Source organism: Mesorhizobium sp. M1307 (assembly GCF_040318155.1).
In the GTDB taxonomy this organism is placed as follows: Bacteria; Pseudomonadota; Alphaproteobacteria; order Rhizobiales; family Rhizobiaceae; genus Mesorhizobium.
The window spans coordinates 1-17,440 of the sequence record NZ_JAMYLR010000013.1 but is presented as its reverse complement, the minus strand read 5'-3'; the positions used below and the strand labels follow the sequence as shown (position 1 = coordinate 17,440).

Here is a 17,440-nt window from a genome sequence, read left to right as displayed (position 1 = left end):
TTGCCCCGCTCGTCTGACGGCCTGCCCGTAAAGCAGCGCGATCGGTTTCGAGCCTTGCTTGTCTTGACAGGCCGCATGAGGCTTCCGGTCGTTTCGGGCGCGGCACTCCTGGCCGTGCTCTCATGCAATGAAGCGCGCGCCGAATTCACGGTCTGCAATCAGACACTCGACGTCGTCAACCTCGCTATCGGCCAGACAATCGACAATGCCGACCAGACCGATGGCTGGTGGACCATCGGCGCAAATCAGTGCGTGAACGTCATTCGCGAGGAACTGACGAACCGCTACATCTACATCTACGCCACGGACGTTTTTGGCCACGCGATCCTGACCGGGTCGACTGAAATGTGCATCGAGCGTCGACGGTTCTCGATACGCGGCATCGACGAGTGCTGGCAGCGCGGTCATATCGCGGCGCGATTTGTGGAAGTCGATACGTTTGAACAGGTGCGGTGGACGTTTTTCCTGACCGGAAGCACTCCGTGACGCACGCGATCGACACCAGCTTCAAGGCGAAAAAGCAGGCGCGCGCCGCCCTTCGCCGGCGCACGCTTTGGCGCAGGCTCATTGCCGGCTTCGCCTTGATTTTCCTGTGTTCGATCGCCGTCGGCTTCTACCTCACCGCGGACTATTGGTCATTTGGCGACGAAGACGAGGAGTTGCGCGCGGTAGAAGGAGCCGACGATGTGCCGGCCGATGCATCTGTCTATGTGCCTGCGATTATCGGCCTGGCGGGGGACCCTATGTGGATCACGCTCGCACCCGATAACGGCGCAGCAACGAAAGGCCGCGTGATTCCGCGTCCGGCAGAACTCGACCCGGCAGGGGTTTCGTCACACATCGAGTTCCTGTCCGACGTCATGCTTAGCGCCAGCGAAAAATTCATGACGACGATACCGTCGACGCAGGAGGATTTTGCATTCTTCCAGGCGCAACGAAACACCGCCCCCGCGCCCTCCAGCGATCTGCAGAACGATCTTGAGCCATCTCCTGCCGCGGGTGAGCTCGCGCCGGCTTCGGATCAACAGGCCGACACCGACGATCCCGAAGCCGGCTGGGGTGAAACAATCGATGCAGGCGACGCAGCCCTTCCCGCATTCCAGAAGACCCAGATCGAAAACAACACCAGCGTCGCAACTGTCACGAATGAATATCAGCGGTTCGAGGCCACCGAAGACACTTTCGTGAAGATCCTCAACAGTCGCAGTCTGGACAGCGTTGCGCTCGATGCGCATTTCTCCGCCGACGACGCTAGGCTGGCAGGCGAGGCCCTGAAGGCGCTCTTTAGCCGGGACGGCCTGGAACCGGGTTATGTCGTCGCCCTGCGTGGATACCGACCCAACCGCGAGACGACAACAATGTCCCTAATGCAGGTGTCGATCTACGCCAAGAACGTTTTTGTCGGGACGCTGACGCGTGATGCCGCAGGCGTGTTCGTCTCGGGGGCTGATCCCTGGGTACGCGAAGATTTGTTCAACTACTCGGGTGCGCCGGAAGAAGGCGCACACAAAAGGCAGTATCGTCTGCTCGACGCGATTTACTCGACAGCGGCACGCAACAGCGTTCCGACCGGCGTGATCGGCGAAGCGATCATGTATCTGTCGAGAGGACAGGATCTGGACGCTTTCGCAAGCGAGGACCAGCGTCTTGTACTGATCTATTCGCAGACGCCGCGCGGCAAGGACGAAGGCGCCGGGCGGGTGCTATATGTGGGTGTCCAGGGCACGACAAAAAGTCTCGACTGTTTCGTCTTCCAGCAGGGCGACGGCCAGTTTGCATGCGTGACAGGCGACGATCAGGTCCGCTCGCTGACGGTCACCAACGGCATGGTCACACCGGTCAACGGGGTCTTGACCTCGACCTTCGGGCCGCGCAAGCATCCAATTCTAGGCACCGTTCGCATCCACAAGGGCGTCGATTGGGCGGCGCCGGTCGGCACGCCGATCGCAGCCGCCTTCGATGGCGAAATCAGCTTCCAGGGCGATGGGGGCGGCTACGGCAATCTGGTCAAGATTTCGCACGGAAACGGGCGCGAGACGCGCTACGCTCATATGCAGAAATTCGCAATCGAGGGCGGCGTCGGCACCAAGGTGAAGGCTGGCGACATCATTGGCTATATCGGCACCACCGGCCTTTCGACCGGACCGCATTTGCATTTCGAACTCTATCAGAATGGCGCGGCGATCGACCCACTGGGCACGGTTACCGCGGTCGCTTCGGATCTTTCCGCCGTGGAAACGCTCACCGACCGTATCGTTCATGTCGAAAGTGGCGGCAGCGCCCGTGCCAAGAACCCAAATTCTTCAGCGACCGGCGCCGGCCAATTCATCACAAAGACCTGGATCCGGATGATGAACACTTACCGCCCCGAACTTGCACGCACACTCTCGACTGCCGACCTGCTCGCCCTGCGATACGACGCCACGATCTCGCGCGAGATGGTTCGCAATCTGGCGCGAGAAGGCGAAGCCTATCTTCGTGCGCGCGGCCACCAAATCACAGCCGGCCGGCTCTATCTCTGCCACTTTCTCGGCATGGAGGGCGCGCATCAGGTGCTGTCGGCATCGGGTTCGGCGCAATTGAGCGCCGTGCTCGGGTCAGCCGTCATTCAGGCCAATCCTTTTCTGACGGGCAAGACCGCCAGCTATGTCGCGGACTGGGCCGAAAGGAAGATGGGTCGCAAACTGAGCCCAGCCACAACCGCGGCGGGCCAGCAGACGACCACCACCACGGAGCTCCGGCAGACATCGCCCGAGTTCGCAAAGTACAAACAGGCGATCACGGCGATGCTGAGCTCTGTTCAGAGTGCACTTTGAGCCTGCATGGCCCCGGCAAATCGTAACCGCCTGGGTGCGCGCAGACGACCGGTTTTCGGTCCAACGAGTGCTATACTCGACCTTGTTAGCAGACGTGCCTGGCACTCATCGTTTATACGTCTCTCTCGGGCATGCGGGTTGCCCGAGAATTGGACCGGCTCATCACCGAGCGCGGCCGGCCGAGAATGATCGTCAGCGACAATGGCAGCGAGTTCACCTCGAACGCTATCCTCTCCTGGGCGGATCAGAACCGCGTCGAATGGCATTACATTGTGCCCGGCAAGCCGATGCAGACGGATGTTGTAGAATAGCCCGTTCTTCTCATTCGGCTGCTTTTTCCACAGCCTTCTGCCTTTCCGGCCTCGTTCGCCATCGGGAAGTCGCTGCTGCATAGGCAGCTTCCGCCTTCTCGACGCGGGATCGTTCTTCGGCCGCTTGGCCGGGATGTTGTAGTCGAAGGCGGTGCCGCGTCTGGCATGGCTGGTCGGAACGCCGGCACGCAGCTCGCCGATCTGAACTTGCGGGCGAGCAAGGCCGGCCGGGCCCAGATGTAGTCGGTATCCTTGCTCAGCATGTGCCAGATGATCATTGCAAGCTTGCGCGCAGTGGCGACGGCCGCGATGTGCTTGCCGCGGCGCGAGGCGATCCGCTTGTGGAAGGCGCGAAGAGGTCCTGGCGATCGCACAGCCGCCCATGCCGCCTCGACCAGCATTCCCCGCGCATGGCCGCGGCCCTGCTTCGTGATGCGACCGTGATAGGCTGGCCCCTTACCGGACTGCCGCACGCTCGGGTTGAGGCCAAGATAGGCAACGAGCTTCTGTGGATCGCTGAAGCGCCATATGTCGCCGATTGCCGCGGCAACGCTCGCAGCCACGGTGACGTCGAGGCCGGGCAACGTCATTAGGCGGCGGATTGTCGCATCCTGAAGGGCATGTACGGCGATATCCGCCTCGACCACAGTCAACGCCTCGTTGATCTGGTTAATCAAGCCGAGGTGGCGCTCGATAGCGGCGCGCTCATCCGCAGGCAATATTTGCCTCGTCAGCCATTTGCGCCGGCTGATCCCGACGAGGTTCCCATGCGGACACGGCGGGATCAGGTGGGCGTGGAGGATTGACTGGATCAGGTTCTTCGGCCGCGAACGCTGGCGAACCAGCTGTGTCCGCCTGGTGACCTGTCTTCGGAGGGCAAGGGTCCCCGGATCGCGACGGCAGCAGCATTGCCTGTCGCCTCGACCACCACATGATCATCGTGGGTGAGTTCCTTCCTGGCGAACTCCTCAAGCTTATTGCGCAGCATTTGAACGCGGCCGAGCTTGACAATCTCGCCATCAAGCAACGACACGACCTCGGCGGCTACGCGGTGTATGTCCATGCCGATAATACGCACGGTTCCCTCCATCGTTGGTCACGAACAGGGAGCGAGCGGGCAACACGACAAATACGGATCCGCGCTCGCAGCGCATCCGGGCGAGTCGTAGGGGCGGCCAGATAATGTGCTCGAACTCGCAGTTCATCTGCATACGACGGCCTGCCCGCACTTGCGTTCTCCCGGTGCCCCGTGGCCCGGATGCGCCAAGCTTAACGAACCTGACGACCGAACAAACGATGGCACCAAGAACATCATGCCGGATAATGGCTTCATCGAGAGCTTCAACGGGCGACTGCGCGATGAACTGCTCAACGAGACGCTGTTTAGTTCGCTGGCTCAGGCACGCGTCGCCATCGCCCTGTGGCGCGCCGACTACAACACCGCGCGGCCGCATTCCCAAATCGCCTGGCAGACACCGGCCGAGTTCGCACCACCTTCAATCTGCGACGGTCGCTCGCGCTGCGCTATGCCAAAAGCTCCGCGCCAGCGCCCGTCGCTTCACCCGCCCAGCAGGGCACAACCCACGCCGGAAACGAACTCAAAAACTGGATAGAAACTGGGGGCAACGTCATGAGGACCAGGCGAATGCCAGCTCGGATTCTGCGGTGCGCACATCGGTCGGCGTTTCGGACCAGGTAAGCAAACAGCGCGCACCGAATTGACAGAAGTGCGATCGGTCTTGACCGCCAAAGCCGCATCGACCTGCAACTGCGCATCGAGGGGTTGGGCAACGAACTTGGCCGCATCGACCGAAACATAGGTCCGCAGACCCGCCTGGTGATCGGCATCTGGCAAGCCAAGAATGGTCTTCCGCCGACCACCTATCTGACGCGCGAGCAACTTGCATTCCTCTTGATTCAGACAGATCCGACGATGGAAGCCGTGCGTGCCGGATATACTGCCGATCAAGCCCGAACGACGCAGCCGAAAAAGCAGGTTGCGCAGAAGGTCCGCACCAAGCGGCCGGTGGCGCAGAAACCCCGCCAACAACAGCAGGTCGTTCAGAAACGGCGCTTCCGCAAGGCCGTGGTGCGGCGGGACGATCCTCCGCCGCCCCAGGATAACGACTTCCTGACCAAGGCGTTGCTCTTCGGCTCCGGTGTGGTGGGTGGGCGGCGTGCTCAAGAACTGACCGGGGTCGTTCCAAGCCTATTCGCCTGACTGCCGCTGCGCTTGCCACTCAGTTCCTGACGCACTGCTGCACAGTTTCAGGCGGCATCCGTACGCTACTCGGCCTTTATACGCATTTCCACCCGGCGGTTGACGGCGTCGTATGGATTGGGGCTACGCGGATGCGCTTCGCCCAACCCGATCGCGTTGATGCGGTCAGCCTCGATGCCACTGGATGTGAGGAAGGACGTCACCGATTGCGCTCGTCGCTGCGACAGCCGCTCATTGTAGTGCGCCGGACCGGAAGCGTCGGTGTAGCCTTCGACGACGAAGTGGAAAGTACTGATCCGGCTGTCCTTCAGGGCCTTGGCATACTCCTCGAGTTCAGCGCGTGCGGTCGCGTCCAGTTCGGCCGAATCCAGCCCGAAATTGATCAGCATGTCGAGACTGGATTTGTCGGCCGGCCCGTCTTTTGCCTTGGTCTTGCTCTTGCACTGCTCCTCGGTGCCGACACAAATCCCTCGAGACTTGCCGAGGTCGGCCGCGCCAGCAAAAAACTTGACGATGTCTTCTGATTTCTGGACAGGGTCGGCGGAAACATGGGTCGAGAAAGCCACGACCGCCAACACCAAGGGTGAACTGGCCCACCGCATAGCGGTTACTCCTGTTGAGCATCCGATATTATCAAGCGTGAATATACCAAATTCCCACGCATCTGTCTGTCAATAAAAGCCGAGCCCGTGGCTGTGTCGGCCGATCTCCCGTCCCCACGAGTTGAGACTTGACCGGCGCCACGCCGGGGGCTTGAGTACCGACTGGTCCTCGATGAAAGCGTGGCGTCATGGCCAATGGGCTCCGATTCAAAACGGCACGGGATCTTTTTGTGGCTTGTCCCGCTGTCGTCAGAGACATGAGAGCCCTTCCAACCGAGCAGCGTTCGATCGAGTTTTGCCGCGATCTCCTCGCCGGGCCCATTCCCGAAGAGGCGATCACGTTTTGTGCCTACCTGCTTCCTGATCGGGCTGCGGTCTGGTGGGCCCATGAATGCCTGGGGCATCTGAGCGAGCTGCTCGATAAGACAGATCAAGAGCTGCTCGCGCTTGTACGCGACTGGGTCAGCGAACCGGACAGTCCCCGCCATCTTGCCGCGGTAAGCGAGGCTGCGGCAACCCCGCCGACAACGCCGGGCGCCTGGATTGCCTTGGCTGCGGAAGGGCGTGACAATGGTTTTGGCGTTGCCGGATCTGTCGTCGGCGCAGCCGCGCCGACGGCCTTGCCGCGACATTCTGCCGCCCATGCAGTCAATGCCGGTGTTCTAGCAGGGCTGGCGCGCGTCGCACTGGCGGACCGCTTTGCCGTTCTCTCCGCCTTTGTCGAAATGGGCCTGCAGTTGGCCGAGATCGAGGCGCAGCGCTAATCGGACCCGAACCATTCCAATAGACGCAGTCCCCAGGGGTTTCGAACCGAAAGGCCCAGATCTCACTTGCAGCCGCCTTGCGCCCATTTGGCCAGCGCCACCTTGAAGCGTGTCCCAAGCGGATGTTGCAGGCGTAGAACGGAGACATCGTTGGCGGCGAAATTTTTCGCCTGTTCGCATAGCCGATCCTCACTCCACTCATGACAGCCGTTGCAGTGCTTGCCTTTCCACACCGCCTTGTCGAGCCCTTCCACGGGAGTGAAGAGTGGTTTGCCTGTGATCAGCTCGGCGATACTCTTGCCGTCGATTGCTGGATCTCCGAAATCGACAGGTTGGTCGAAAAAGATCGGATCGTCCGAAGCCAGTTTCGGGATTTTCTGCCGCAGGACATTAAGCGCAAGCTGTGCCTCATCGTCGCCTGACGAATTTGCGGTGGTGTTGCGCCCATCCGAGCCGTCTTCCGCTTGTTGCGGAGCCGTCGCTTCGCCGACGATCAGCGGCGCATTGAGATCGACTCTGTGCAAAACGACCTCGGTGGTCAGCGAGACATTGATCCACGGGCGCTGCTTGCCGGCGGTTGCTTTGAACACGTCGGCGGTAACCCTGTTCATTGCGTCGGTGATGGAGATGTTCGAAGCCCCGATATGGGCAAGCAACGCGGACGTGAACGGCGAATGTTCGCTCGATCCGTCATAGGCGACCTGATTGGGACTGGTGGAAAAGGCGACCAGCGTACCCGCACCGCCATTCTCGATCGGGATTTCGGCAAGCCCGCTTCTCGCTCCCTCGACGCCGGCGGCCTTTGCCAACACTTCGGCCAGGGGATTGTCGCGACAGGCATCGAGGAAAATCAGTCTTATACTGGTCTCGCGCGACATTTGCCGCAAAACGAACTCGACAGGCACCGCCTCGAAATCAAGCGAGGTCTCGTCTTCCAATGCGGCATCGACCGGAAGCAGGTAGTTGCTGCCTGAAACCTGCAAACCGTGGCCGGCGTAAAAGAAAAGGGCAATGTCGGCGCCGCGAACCTGCTTTGCGAACTGCGCAATCGTCGTCTGGGTCTGCAATTTGGTCAGATCGAAACCGGAGACGACTTCAAAGTCCAATTTCGCAAGGCGATCGGCAACAGCCTGCGCGTCGCGGACCGGGTTGGTCAGCGCCGGCGCATGCTGGTACTGGGAGTTGCCAAGGACTAGAGCAACACGGCGTTCCGCATTGGCCGCCGTCAATGTCAATAATAGCGAGAGTGTCACCAGCCCGATCGCGCGCAGGGCACTGCCAAAACAGGCAATCAGATCGAAGCCCCACCGGAACAAGAGGTCCTTCCTCAGTTGACGAGCTTGGTGACGGAAAACTCGATCCGCCGGTTGAGCGCCTTGTTCTTCGGCGTATCGTTGGCCGCAACGGGCCGCTCCTCGCCATATCCGGTTGCCGTGATCTGCGTTCGTGCAATACCCGCGGCAACAATGGCATCGGCAACGGCCTGGGCCCTGCGCTCCGACAGCAGCTTGTTGGTTACAGGCGAACCATCGGAATCGGTGTGGCCGGAAACCTCTACCTTCAGGCGGGGGCACTTGCCGACCACGCCAACCACCTCTGCCAGCAGCGGACGGCTTTGGTTGTCGAGCCGCGCGCTCGCCGACCGAAAGTAGATGGCCCCAGTGCGGGAGAGCACCGCGAACCGGTTGAGGCACTCCTCATCACTGAAATTCGCTTTCGCGGCATCGGTGGCGACGGGCCCGACGTCGGCAGTACTTGCAGCGATCGTCTGCACGGCCGCGGGCTTGCTGCCGCCGGCGTTGAAAACGAAATCGAAAGACACGGAAGCGGTCGGAACAATGTTGGTCACATTGGCGGCCTGCTGTAGCTTGTCGACATTCGGCAGCAGTCCGAAGTCCTCGACATGTACGGCAACAGGCGTCTCCGAAGCGACGGAGACCATGCTGTCGCTGATCATGGTCACGACGATATTGGCCTCGAAATCCTTGTCGACCCCGTGCAGATTGAGGCGGAATGGCAGCACTGCCTTGACCCTTCGCTTGGTCGCCAGGTCGGCAAATGCGGCAGGGTCAACTTTTGCGGTCAGTTCGGCGGACGGATACTTGAATGTCTCAAAGAAAAGGAACCGCATGCGAACATTGCGAAGGTCGACACCCGTGTCTACAGAGTTGAGGTCGAAGGTGATCTTGGCCTCACCCGTCGAAGAAAGGGTGCCGGCTATGTTCCTGATCTTGTTTGTTTCGACGATCGTGTTCTTCTTGACCGACTGGTAGGTGAGCACGGAGGCCGTCGGGTCGAGTGTCCAATTCGTCTGTGCATTCGCGCTTTCCAGCCCAGGCAATAACAGCACCGATAGCGCGACGATCAAGCCAAGGGTGTTTAGGGCTAACCAGCTTCTCGAGCCCGTTTTCCGCCAGTCTCCGACGACTTCGAACATTGAACCCCCACAGGACAACAGCCTTCCGTGTCGCAATCACCACCATGCCGTGCCAAAGAGAGCATAGAACAATTGTCAAGGCTTGGCGAGCATCGGCCAATCGACCGCAATGGTGTAAATTCCGCTCAGGTCCCAGGCTGCGGAAGTCCGGCAAAATGGTGTTGGGCGAACAAGCAGTCTTGTTGGCGAACAATGGAGCTGATTGGAGAATATTCGCTGCGCTACCTGCCGCTGTCTTGAAGCCGGTCACGCTGGACCAGCCAAGCGAGGGAAACGCCCGGCTTACTCCATCCTGCTTCTCCCGCGGAATGCAGCTGGCGGCTCTTCGATTGAAGATTTCGACCATGTGAAGCAGGCCGCGAAGCGCGTCCCGCGTATTTGCAGGCACCTGCCCAAAGCCGCGACATGAAGCCAGCCGCCAGCCTGCCATGTTCGACGGCAATCGTTTAGCTTGCTGCCGCCGACCGCTTGAAAAGGATGGTCACCTTCGTTCCTTTGTTGGCGCTGGACGCGACAGCTAGCTGCGCCTTGGCGTTCTCGGTCAGCGAGCGCGCGATCAGCGCTCCGAGCTTGCCTGGCTTGGGCCACACCTCGCCTTCCGGCAGGCCGATTCCGTCGTCCGCCACTATAACCCGGCAGCCGTCGCCATCGACGACGCTGTGCAGTGTTATCGTGCCGCCGTCGCGCCCCCGGAACGCATGCTTTAGTGAATTGGTCAGCAATTCGTTGACGACCAGTCCCGCCGGCATGGCGACGTTTATTGACACGGGATATGTATCCACCTTCATATCCAGGCGGATCCCCTCGACTGCATGCGAGCTCATCACCGCGGACGCGATCTGGCTGAGATAGACGCCAAGATCGACCTCCTCTTTCGGCTCGTCGGCCGTTAGCGTCTGGTAGAGGATCGCCAGAGCGTGGACGCGACCGGCAAGCCGCTCGAACCGTCTCCGGTCGGCCTCGGTCGCGTTGCGGCTTTCCAGCCGGATCAGTGCGGTGATCATCTGTAGGTTGTTCTTCACCCGGTGCTGCAGTTCGCGCAGCAGTGTGTCTTTCTCGCTGACAAGCTCCTCCACCGATCGCTCATCTCCCGCCTCGCCATGGGCCGATACATCGACCAGCGCCACCAGCCGGAAGCACATCTTGCCGTTGTCATCCTCAATCACATTAGAATAAACGTCGACGATCGTCGGCTTATCCTCGTTGCGTTCCAGCCTGTAGGTGCCGACAAAATCGGTTTCCTCGACCACGGCCTCGGCAAGTGGCCGGTCCTTCTGCTCGTGGAGGCCTTTGCCCAAAAGGGCTGCCCAGTTTGCTCGTGTGAGCCTGGCGGCCGTCAGGCCTGACAGTTTTTCGAATTCCGGGTTGGCGTAGACTACGCGCTCCTCAGCGGCCAGGTTCGCAACGGCAATGGCGATGGGCACCTGGTCAAGGAATTTTTTGAACTGTTCGCTTTCCAGTGCGGTTGCAAGCTCAGGTGTATCAAGCAACTGCTCGACCGCCTCGGCCTTTTCTGAATCCGGTGTCATTTGCGCGCCTGTTCCGTGCGTATAATATCAACAACGCAGAGCCCCCGCCATCGCCAAGGCTGCTTTCGCACCGCGTCATGCACATGACAACAGGCCTTGCGTCGTGTGCAACGGCCATACGTCTAACATTGCGACCGGCCGAAGGAGAGCGGCAAGCGCCGGGTGCGACGCCTTGTGCCCTTGAAGGGGTGACGCGGCCCCGGTAGCTCCGCTGCGTATTAAGCTTTTGGTAACTCTCCGAACTCGAAAGCTAAATGGTACTGGCTCCTTTTGCTCTCAATAGGTGTTAGGCCCGATATCGAGGCGAGAAAGAGGAGAAAGGACCAGAATGGCCAACGTATTGAACGCCAAGGGTGTTCCACTCCCCTACAGCGGGTCCTCCGTGAAGTGGTATTCGGCGACGAATTCCGGCCCGACACTTTATGGCAGCATCTATAACGACTCCATGTACGCCGACGGTAGCGTCACCGTGACGATGTACGGCGGCAAGGGCGATGACATCTATTATCTGTATTCCTCCAAAAACAAGGCCGTCGAGCTGCCCAACGAGGGTGTCGACACCATCTCGACCTGGATGAGTTACAAGCTCCCAGCGAATTTCGAGAACCTGACGGTCACCGGCGACAAACACTATGCTTTCGGAAACGAGCTAAACAACATCGTTGCCGGCGGCTCCGGCCAACAGACGCTCGACGGTTTGCAGGGCGATGACGTTCTCAAGGGCGGATCCGGTGCGGACATTTTCGTCGTGACCCCCGGCAACGGCAGTGACCTGATCCTCGATTTTGGCGCCGATGATACCGCGCGCGTCGGGAGCTTCGGCTTCACCTCCTTCGAGGATGTGCACGCCAACATGGTCCAGTCGGGGGCGAACGTCAGACTTAACCTGTCCGATGACGAATTTCTCGTTTTCGCCAATAAGACCATCGACCAGTTCACCCCAGGCCAGTTCGATCTGGCCCTGGACAGGTCGCATCTGGAACTCACCTTCTCGGACGAGTTCAACACGCTCGACCTGTGGAATGGCTCGAGCGGCACCTGGGACTCGAACTTCTGGTGGGGTGCGGCGAACGGCAGCTCGCTCACGAGCAATAAGGAGCTTCAATGGTATATCGACACCAACTATGCCCCGACGCGTTCGGTCAACCCGTTCAGTATTGAGGACGGTGTTCTCACGATTACCGCCGCCCGGGCTCCCGCGGCAATCCAGCCCTACATAAACGATTACAAATACACGTCAGGTTTGCTGACGACCTATGAGTCCTTCGCACAAACCTACGGCTATTTCGAAATTCGGGCTGACATGCCCGAAAAGCAAGGTGTATGGCCGGCCTTCTGGCTTCTCCCGGCTGACGGCTCCTGGCCACCGGAACTGGACGTCGTGGAAATGCTCGGTCAGGATCCAAACAAGCTCATTATGACAAGCCACTCCAACGAGACGGGAACTCATACGACAGTGTCCTCGACGGCCTATGCCGCGGATACCGAAGGGTTCCACAATTACGGAGTGCTGTGGACAGAAGACGAACTCGTCTGGTATTTCGATGACGTTGAAGTTGCTCGTGCCGCAACGCCTTCCGATATGCACGATCCCATGTATATGCTGGTCGATCTGGCGGTCGGTGGGCTCGCAGGAGCGCCCGCCGACGGGCTTGCTACACCTGCGGAAATGCAGATCGACTACATCCACGCGTACGCGCTGAACGATTGGCATATCTAGGCGCAACACCTGACGGTGGCTGCGGTATGGAGACACCGAGCCTGATTGCGGGCACGGTCCTTGCGCCGGGGACCGAACTGGAACCGATGTGAAGGCGATGTCGCATTCCCATTCGTCCGAGCCGCCACGAACAACCCTCGCTGCGGTTTTGGCTTCTTTCCGCCGCGCGTTCGCTGGAATTGCCCTGATGAGCGGCGTCGTCAATGTTCTGGCGCTGACCGGCTCGTTCTTCATGCTGCAGGTCTATGATCGGGTCGTACCCGGCCGCAGTGTGCCGACGCTTGTCGGGCTTGCCGTATTTGCCGGCATGCTGTTCATTTTCCAAGGCGTTCTTGAGCTTATCCGGTCGCGGTTGCTTGTGCGCATCGGGATGGCTTTGGATGCGCGATTGAGCGGGCAAGTCTATACCGCCCTTATGCGTTTGCCCTTGCGCACCAAGCTCCCAGGCGACGGCCTTCAGTCGTTGCGGGATCTTGACCAGGTGCGTTCGTTTCTGTCGAGCACTGGTCCGACTGCGCTTTTTGACCTGCCCTGGATGCCGCTGTATCTGGCAATATGCTTCCTGTTCCATCTCTGGATCGGCATGACGGCGCTGGCAGGCGCCATCATTCTCTCTAGCCTGACTGTGCTTGCCGAAGTTCGCACCAGGGAGCCTGCGAAGAGGGCAAACAGCCAGGCGGCAGCGCGCAATACGCTTGCGGAGGCGACGCGTCGCAATGCAGAGGCTCTGCAGGCGATGGGCTTTGGCGCGCGCATCGCCGAGCGCTGGTCAAGCGTCAACGCCGACTTTCTCAACACGAACGCAAGAGCCAGCGATCTGGCTGGGACGCTCGGCACGATCTCGAAGATCCTGCGCATGATGCTGCAGTCGGGTATACTGGCGATCGGCGCCTATCTGGTCATTCATCAAGAAGCGACAGCCGGTATTATGATCGCCAGTTCGATTATGATGAGCCGGGCGCTCGCACCGGTCGAACTGGCTATCGCCCACTGGAAGGGTTTCGTCAGTGCTCGCCAGGCATGGACCCGGCTGAGCCAGCTTTTGGCCCTGCTTCCTGAAACTGCCACGAGTGTCTCGCTGTCTGCACCTGTATCTTCTCTTGCGGTAGAAAGCATCTGCGTCACGCCACCCGGCGAGCGTCGTGTGGTTGTGCAGGATGTCGGGTTCGCGCTAGAAAGGGGTGCCGGCCTTGGCATCGTGGGACCGAGTGCGTCCGGAAAATCATCGCTTGTCCGAGCAATAGCCGGGATATGGCTTCCAGCCCGCGGGACCGTCAGGCTGGACGGAGCAACACTCGACCAGTGGTTGCCGCAAGAGCTGGGCAACCATGTCGGCTATCTGCCGCAGGATGTGCAACTGTTCGATGGCACCATTGCCGAGAACATCGCACGTTTCGAACCTCAAGCCTCTTCGGACAAGATACTGGCGGCGGCGCGCGCGGCCGGCGTTCATGACCTTGTTGTCCATCTGCCGGAAGGATACGAAACGCGGATCGGCGAGGCCGGGTCGGCGCTTTCGGCGGGCCAGCGACAGCGGGTTGCGCTCGCACGGGCACTCTATGGCGATCCGTTCCTCGTGATCTTGGACGAGCCCAATTCCAACCTCGATTCCGAAGGGGAGGCCGCGCTGGCGGCGGCAATTGAGGGCGTGCGGGCGCGAGGCGGCATTGCTGTCGTGGTCGCCCATCGGCCAAGCGCGCTTGCAAGCCTGGATCAGGTACTCGTCATGGCTAACGGCCGTGTCCAGGCGTTTGGCCCCAAGAATGAGGTCTTGAGCAAGGTAACCCGTTCGGGCGGCGTTCCCCTGAAGGTCGTCTCCGGCCCTGAGGAGGCGACACACTGATGACGCAAGACGCGGCATCGGCGATCGACCGGACCATTCGACGCTATCTCTTCGGCGGCCTCGCGGTCTGCATGCTCCTGGTTGGCTGGGCCGGAAGCCTGGCCGCGGTCACGGAGCTTTCTGGAGCCGTCATTGCTTCGGGAAGGCTGGTCGTCGATTCCAGCGTTAAAAAGGTCCAGCATCCAACGGGTGGCGTGGTCGGTCAGATCCTCGTGCGAGAAGGCGATGCCGTGAAGGCAGGCCAGGTTTTGATCCGTCTCGATGAAACCGTGACCCGGGCCGATTTAGCCATGGTCACCAAGAGCCTGGACGAATTCGAGGCCCGTCTGGCCCGCCTCGAAGCCGAGCGCGATGGCACCGACGCCATCGCCTTCCCATCTTCGCTGACGTCGCGGCAGGACGATCCTGAGATCCGACGTGCGATGGCCGGCGAGCTATCCTTGTTCGAATTTCGTCGCCAGGCACGCGCTGGCCAGAAGGCTCAGTTGAGAGAGCGCATTGCTCAGCTCACCGAAGAAGTCGCCGGCTTGACCGAGCAAAGGGATGCTAAAAGGGAGGAAATCAAATTGATCGGGCTTGAGCTCGACGGCATGCGCAAGCTCTGGGAACGCAAGCTGGTTTCAATCGATCGCATAACGACACTTGAGCGTGACGCAGTCCGGCTTGAAGGCGAACATGGGAAGCTGACTGCCGCAATCGCGCAATCGAAGGGCCATACATCCGAAATCCGCTTGCAGATCATTCAGATCGGCCAGGATTTGCGCAGCGAGGTGGCAACCGAGCTCCGTGACGTCCAGGCAAAGCTCGCCGAGTTGGTCGAGCAAAAGGTCTCGGCCGAAGATCAGCTCAAGCGTATCGATATACGCAGCCCGCAAACTGGCGTCGTCCATCAGCTTGGCGTGCATACTGTCGGCGGCGTCATATCCGCGGGAGAGCTCATCATGCAGATTGTCCCTGTGAAAGATGATCTGACGGTCGAGGCGCGTGTGGCACCGCAAGACATTGATCAGCTGATGCCAAGGCAGAGCGCAACGTTGCGACTTTCGGCCTTCAACCAGCGGATAACGCCAGAGCTGAATGGTGTCGTCAGTGAGATCTCCCCCGATCTCAGCATCGATGAGCGAAGCGGCACCAGCTTCTATACTGTGCGTGTCAGCCTGCCACGTGCAGAGCTTACGAGGCTGAAGGGCCTGACCTTGTCGCCCGGTATGCCTGTCGAGGTGTTCTTCTCGACCGGCAGCCGCACAATGCTGTCTTACCTCCTAAAACCTTTGGACGATCAAATCCGTCGGGCATTCAGGGAGGACTGAGTTCGCGTGCTTGACTCGGCCATCACCCATACTCGGCCCCGGTGAAATAGTTGGCGCATTCCTTTGATCTGGGAGCATCGTGGATTTCGCCAATGGCGCTGCAGACGGGGTCGGTGGTGCATCTGGCGGCCTTTCTCAGCAGGTGCTTGAGCCCGGCAAAGAGCATCTCGATCGGATTCAGGTCTGGCGAGTATTTCCGGCAGGAAGAAGAGCTTGGCGCCGGCTTTGCCGAGGGCGTGCCGGACGGCCTTGCCCCTCATGTCCTCGTGTGAAGAATTGTCGTTGAGGACGATGTCGCCCGGCTTGAGGGTGGGCAAGAGCACCTTCTCGACATACAGCCGGAAACCATTGATCGGCCCGTCTAAGAGCATGGGGCGGCGACCCGGTCCACTGCCCCGCCGACGCGCCACGTCGGGCCGATCTTGCGCGCGCCCGCCGGATGATGACGAACCCTATCCACATCTTCTCGCCGGCAGCGCTCCGAATTGAGCTGGGTGGCTTACCATAGCTGCAGTTATAAGAAACGCGACGGCCTCTCCGGTCGTTGATTGCTTTTCGATCGAGCCGCCGTCATGCCCAACACCTCGATAGGCAAAACAGAATACGATCCCGACAGTAAAATCCTCTCGGTGTGATTCGTAGTCAGCGGCAAACTGCACGAATTTGAGGCCGTACCGCCGAAAACCTTTGCCGAATTCAAAGCCGCTTTCGCCAAGGGGCGCTACTTTAACGACCATATCCGAAACCATCCGGTACCGTCTGGTGGCGAGCGATAGCACCCAGGATGACCCGACCTGCCGGTGACCGAATTTGTCCTTGTCGCTCCAACCGTCGGTTGGTGGACGTATTGCCGGTGATACGCCTAAGCTTCCCGAACCGTCCGCGCGCACCGGGCAAGCCCAACCCCCATCCCCCCGCCTGGTGCAAAGGCGCTCGATCGGTCCCGCCGTCCTGGCATGTGCGGCGGGACTTTTTGTGATCGACCTTGGAACATCGCCTCGCGGTGAAGGTCCAACTTCCCCTCACACGATTGCTGCCAGGTCGGTTCCCGAAGCCGGCGTCCCCTGGGGGATACGGGCTTTCATTTTCAGCCTGCTTTGTCGCAGATGGCGCTCGCGCTGCTCTTCAGTATTCACGCCTCGCGCAGCAATGATGCATAGTCGGTGCGATCATTTCGATCAGCTCGCGCGCCTGCGCCTGCGCAATGCCGGTTCATCGGCTAAAACTTGGACCTGCCCTCCTTCAGTCGCTCGCGAGCGAACTTGTCTTCTCCCATGTTGAAAACCTGTTTATGTTCGGCCCTTTGGAACCCAATGATGGCAAAGCGGCTTGTTCCTTGAGCTGCCAGCGCGCAAAGGCTAACTCGACTCATCGGGCTCGGAATTGTTCAACAAACGTGCACTGCTGCTGAATATGAAAAAGCCGCTGGTCCTTGTCGCTGAGGATGAGCCAATGATCGCGCTCGATCTGGAAGTGAACCTTCGCAAGGCCGGTCTTACAGCCGCTCTGGCACCAACCTGTGAGGAGGCTCAAAGGTGGTTGGCAGAGGAACGTCCGGGGTGGTGGGCCGCGGCGTCCGACTAGAGTGGGGCTTATGTTCCAATCAACGGAACTGTGACAGTTGTCTGATAATTTATCGGATATCGGTTGAAATACGGGAACTCGATCACGAACGCATATTGGCGGTCAGATGTGCCATGCGAAAGCCGCCGCTGGGGGCGTCGATTGCTATTGTTACGTCGACGTCTTTCAATCCCAAATCCAGTAATTTTTCCGTGGCAATGGCTTGGATCTGGGCCTGCGTCAGCGAGTTCTTCATTTGCAGCGCACGTGACGACGTTTCCAGCGTGTACCGAACACTCGACATAGCATTCAGAGCCCAGCCGA

12 protein-coding genes and 5 pseudogenes are annotated in these 17,440 nt (G+C 60.0%); 10 read left to right on the top strand and 7 right to left on the bottom strand.

What is annotated here, in order from left to right:
• Positions 1-75: 75 nt before the first annotated feature.
• The 3 genes and pseudogenes from NKH16_RS16945 to NKH16_RS16935 all read left to right on the top strand — a co-directional run.
• The gene (locus NKH16_RS16945; RefSeq protein ID WP_352900549.1) at positions 76-486 is read left to right on the top strand and encodes a DUF1036 domain-containing protein; all 411 of its coding nucleotides are present in this window, start codon (positions 76-78) and stop codon (positions 484-486) included.
• Positions 483-2,816, top strand: a complete 2,334-nt coding sequence (locus tag NKH16_RS16940; RefSeq protein ID WP_352900547.1) for a M23 family metallopeptidase — start codon at positions 483-485, stop codon at positions 2,814-2,816. The genes NKH16_RS16945 and NKH16_RS16940 overlap by 4 nt, the downstream gene beginning before the upstream one ends.
• A gap of 95 nt (positions 2,817-2,911) precedes the next feature.
• Positions 2,912-3,124: pseudogene (locus tag NKH16_RS16935) on the top strand (DDE-type integrase/transposase/recombinase); the annotation flags it as partial.
• Positions 3,125-3,137: 13 nt separating this feature from the next.
• On the opposite strand, the pseudogene NKH16_RS16930 reads toward NKH16_RS16935, so the two are convergent.
• Positions 3,138-4,205 (bottom strand): annotated as a pseudogene (locus NKH16_RS16930) (IS110 family RNA-guided transposase).
• 244 nt (positions 4,206-4,449) lie between these two features.
• On the opposite strand from NKH16_RS16930, the pseudogene NKH16_RS16925 reads away from it, so the two are divergent.
• Positions 4,450-4,617 (top strand): annotated as a pseudogene (locus tag NKH16_RS16925) (integrase core domain-containing protein); the annotation flags it as partial.
• Between the two features lie 293 nt (positions 4,618-4,910).
• Positions 4,911-5,348, top strand: a complete 438-nt coding sequence (locus NKH16_RS16920) for a hypothetical protein (protein ID WP_352900544.1) — start codon at positions 4,911-4,913, stop codon at positions 5,346-5,348.
• 65 nt (positions 5,349-5,413) lie between these two features.
• Here the strand turns inward: NKH16_RS16920 and NKH16_RS16915 are convergent, their stop codons facing one another.
• On the bottom strand, positions 5,414-5,950 hold the full coding sequence (locus NKH16_RS16915; RefSeq protein ID WP_352900541.1) for an OmpA family protein: 537 nt from the start codon (positions 5,948-5,950) through the stop codon (positions 5,414-5,416).
• Positions 5,951-6,207: 257 nt separating this feature from the next.
• Here NKH16_RS16915 and NKH16_RS16910 point away from each other — a divergent pair, with 257 nt between their 5' ends.
• Positions 6,208-6,714, top strand: coding sequence for a DUF6931 family protein (locus NKH16_RS16910; protein WP_352900539.1), 507 nt, complete (start codon positions 6,208-6,210; stop codon positions 6,712-6,714).
• A 62-nt stretch (positions 6,715-6,776) separates the two neighbouring features.
• Here NKH16_RS16910 and NKH16_RS16905 read toward each other — a convergent pair whose 3' ends face one another.
• The 3 genes from NKH16_RS16905 to NKH16_RS16895 form a co-directional block, all read right to left on the bottom strand.
• Positions 6,777-8,030, bottom strand: coding sequence for a caspase family protein (locus NKH16_RS16905; RefSeq protein WP_352900536.1), 1,254 nt, complete (start codon positions 8,028-8,030; stop codon positions 6,777-6,779).
• A gap of 11 nt (positions 8,031-8,041) precedes the next feature.
• Positions 8,042-9,151, bottom strand: a complete 1,110-nt coding sequence (locus NKH16_RS16900) for an OmpA family protein (RefSeq protein ID WP_352900533.1) — start codon at positions 9,149-9,151, stop codon at positions 8,042-8,044.
• A 446-nt stretch (positions 9,152-9,597) separates the two neighbouring features.
• On the bottom strand, positions 9,598-10,680 hold the full coding sequence (locus tag NKH16_RS16895) for a sensor histidine kinase (protein WP_352900530.1): 1,083 nt from the start codon (positions 10,678-10,680) through the stop codon (positions 9,598-9,600).
• A 328-nt stretch (positions 10,681-11,008) separates the two neighbouring features.
• On the opposite strand from NKH16_RS16895, the gene eglC reads away from it, so the two are divergent.
• The 3 genes from eglC to NKH16_RS16880 all read left to right on the top strand — a co-directional run bounded on the left by eglC (position 11,009) and on the right by NKH16_RS16880 (position 15,553).
• Complete coding sequence (eglC, locus tag NKH16_RS16890) at positions 11,009-12,400, top strand: endo-1,3-1,4-beta-glycanase EglC (RefSeq protein ID WP_352900527.1); 1,392 nt, start codon at positions 11,009-11,011, stop codon at positions 12,398-12,400.
• Between the two features lie 97 nt (positions 12,401-12,497).
• Positions 12,498-14,243 carry a type I secretion system permease/ATPase gene (locus NKH16_RS16885; protein ID WP_352900525.1) on the top strand — a complete coding sequence of 582 codons (1,746 nt, stop codon included), beginning with the start codon at positions 12,498-12,500 and terminating at the stop codon, positions 14,241-14,243.
• Positions 14,243-15,553, top strand: coding sequence for an HlyD family type I secretion periplasmic adaptor subunit (locus NKH16_RS16880; RefSeq protein WP_352900522.1), 1,311 nt, complete (start codon positions 14,243-14,245; stop codon positions 15,551-15,553). The genes NKH16_RS16885 and NKH16_RS16880 overlap by 1 nt, the downstream gene beginning before the upstream one ends.
• Positions 15,554-15,575: 22 nt before the next feature.
• On the opposite strand, the pseudogene NKH16_RS16875 reads toward NKH16_RS16880, so the two are convergent.
• Positions 15,576-15,927 (bottom strand): annotated as a pseudogene (locus tag NKH16_RS16875) (transposase); the annotation flags it as partial.
• 279 nt (positions 15,928-16,206) lie between these two features.
• On the opposite strand from NKH16_RS16875, the gene NKH16_RS16870 reads away from it, so the two are divergent.
• Positions 16,207-16,329 (top strand): KTSC domain-containing protein, encoded by a 123-nt coding sequence (locus tag NKH16_RS16870; RefSeq protein WP_352648747.1) that lies wholly within the window; start codon positions 16,207-16,209, stop codon positions 16,327-16,329.
• 890 nt (positions 16,330-17,219) lie between these two features.
• Here NKH16_RS16870 and NKH16_RS16865 read toward each other — a convergent pair.
• Positions 17,220-17,440, bottom strand: a pseudogene (locus NKH16_RS16865) (TadE/TadG family type IV pilus assembly protein); the annotation flags it as partial.

What these genes read in the sequence shown, in the direction of transcription:
- NKH16_RS16910 (WP_352900539.1), top strand. Translation starts at nt 6,208, where the DNA reads ATGAGAGCCCTTCCAACCGAGCAGCGTTCGATCGAGTTTTGCCGCGAT.
- NKH16_RS16900 (WP_352900533.1), bottom strand. Translation starts at nt 9,151, where the DNA reads ATGTTCGAAGTCGTCGGAGACTGGCGGAAAACGGGCTCGAGAAGCTGG.
- NKH16_RS16945 (WP_352900549.1), top strand. Translation starts at nt 76, where the DNA reads ATGAGGCTTCCGGTCGTTTCGGGCGCGGCACTCCTGGCCGTGCTCTCA.
- NKH16_RS16895 (WP_352900530.1), bottom strand. Translation starts at nt 10,680, where the DNA reads ATGACACCGGATTCAGAAAAGGCCGAGGCGGTCGAGCAGTTGCTTGAT.
- NKH16_RS16880 (WP_352900522.1), top strand. Translation starts at nt 14,243, where the DNA reads ATGACGCAAGACGCGGCATCGGCGATCGACCGGACCATTCGACGCTAT.
- NKH16_RS16915 (WP_352900541.1), bottom strand. Translation starts at nt 5,950, where the DNA reads ATGCGGTGGGCCAGTTCACCCTTGGTGTTGGCGGTCGTGGCTTTCTCG.
- NKH16_RS16885 (WP_352900525.1), top strand. Translation starts at nt 12,498, where the DNA reads ATGTCGCATTCCCATTCGTCCGAGCCGCCACGAACAACCCTCGCTGCG.
- eglC (WP_352900527.1), top strand. Translation starts at nt 11,009, where the DNA reads ATGGCCAACGTATTGAACGCCAAGGGTGTTCCACTCCCCTACAGCGGG.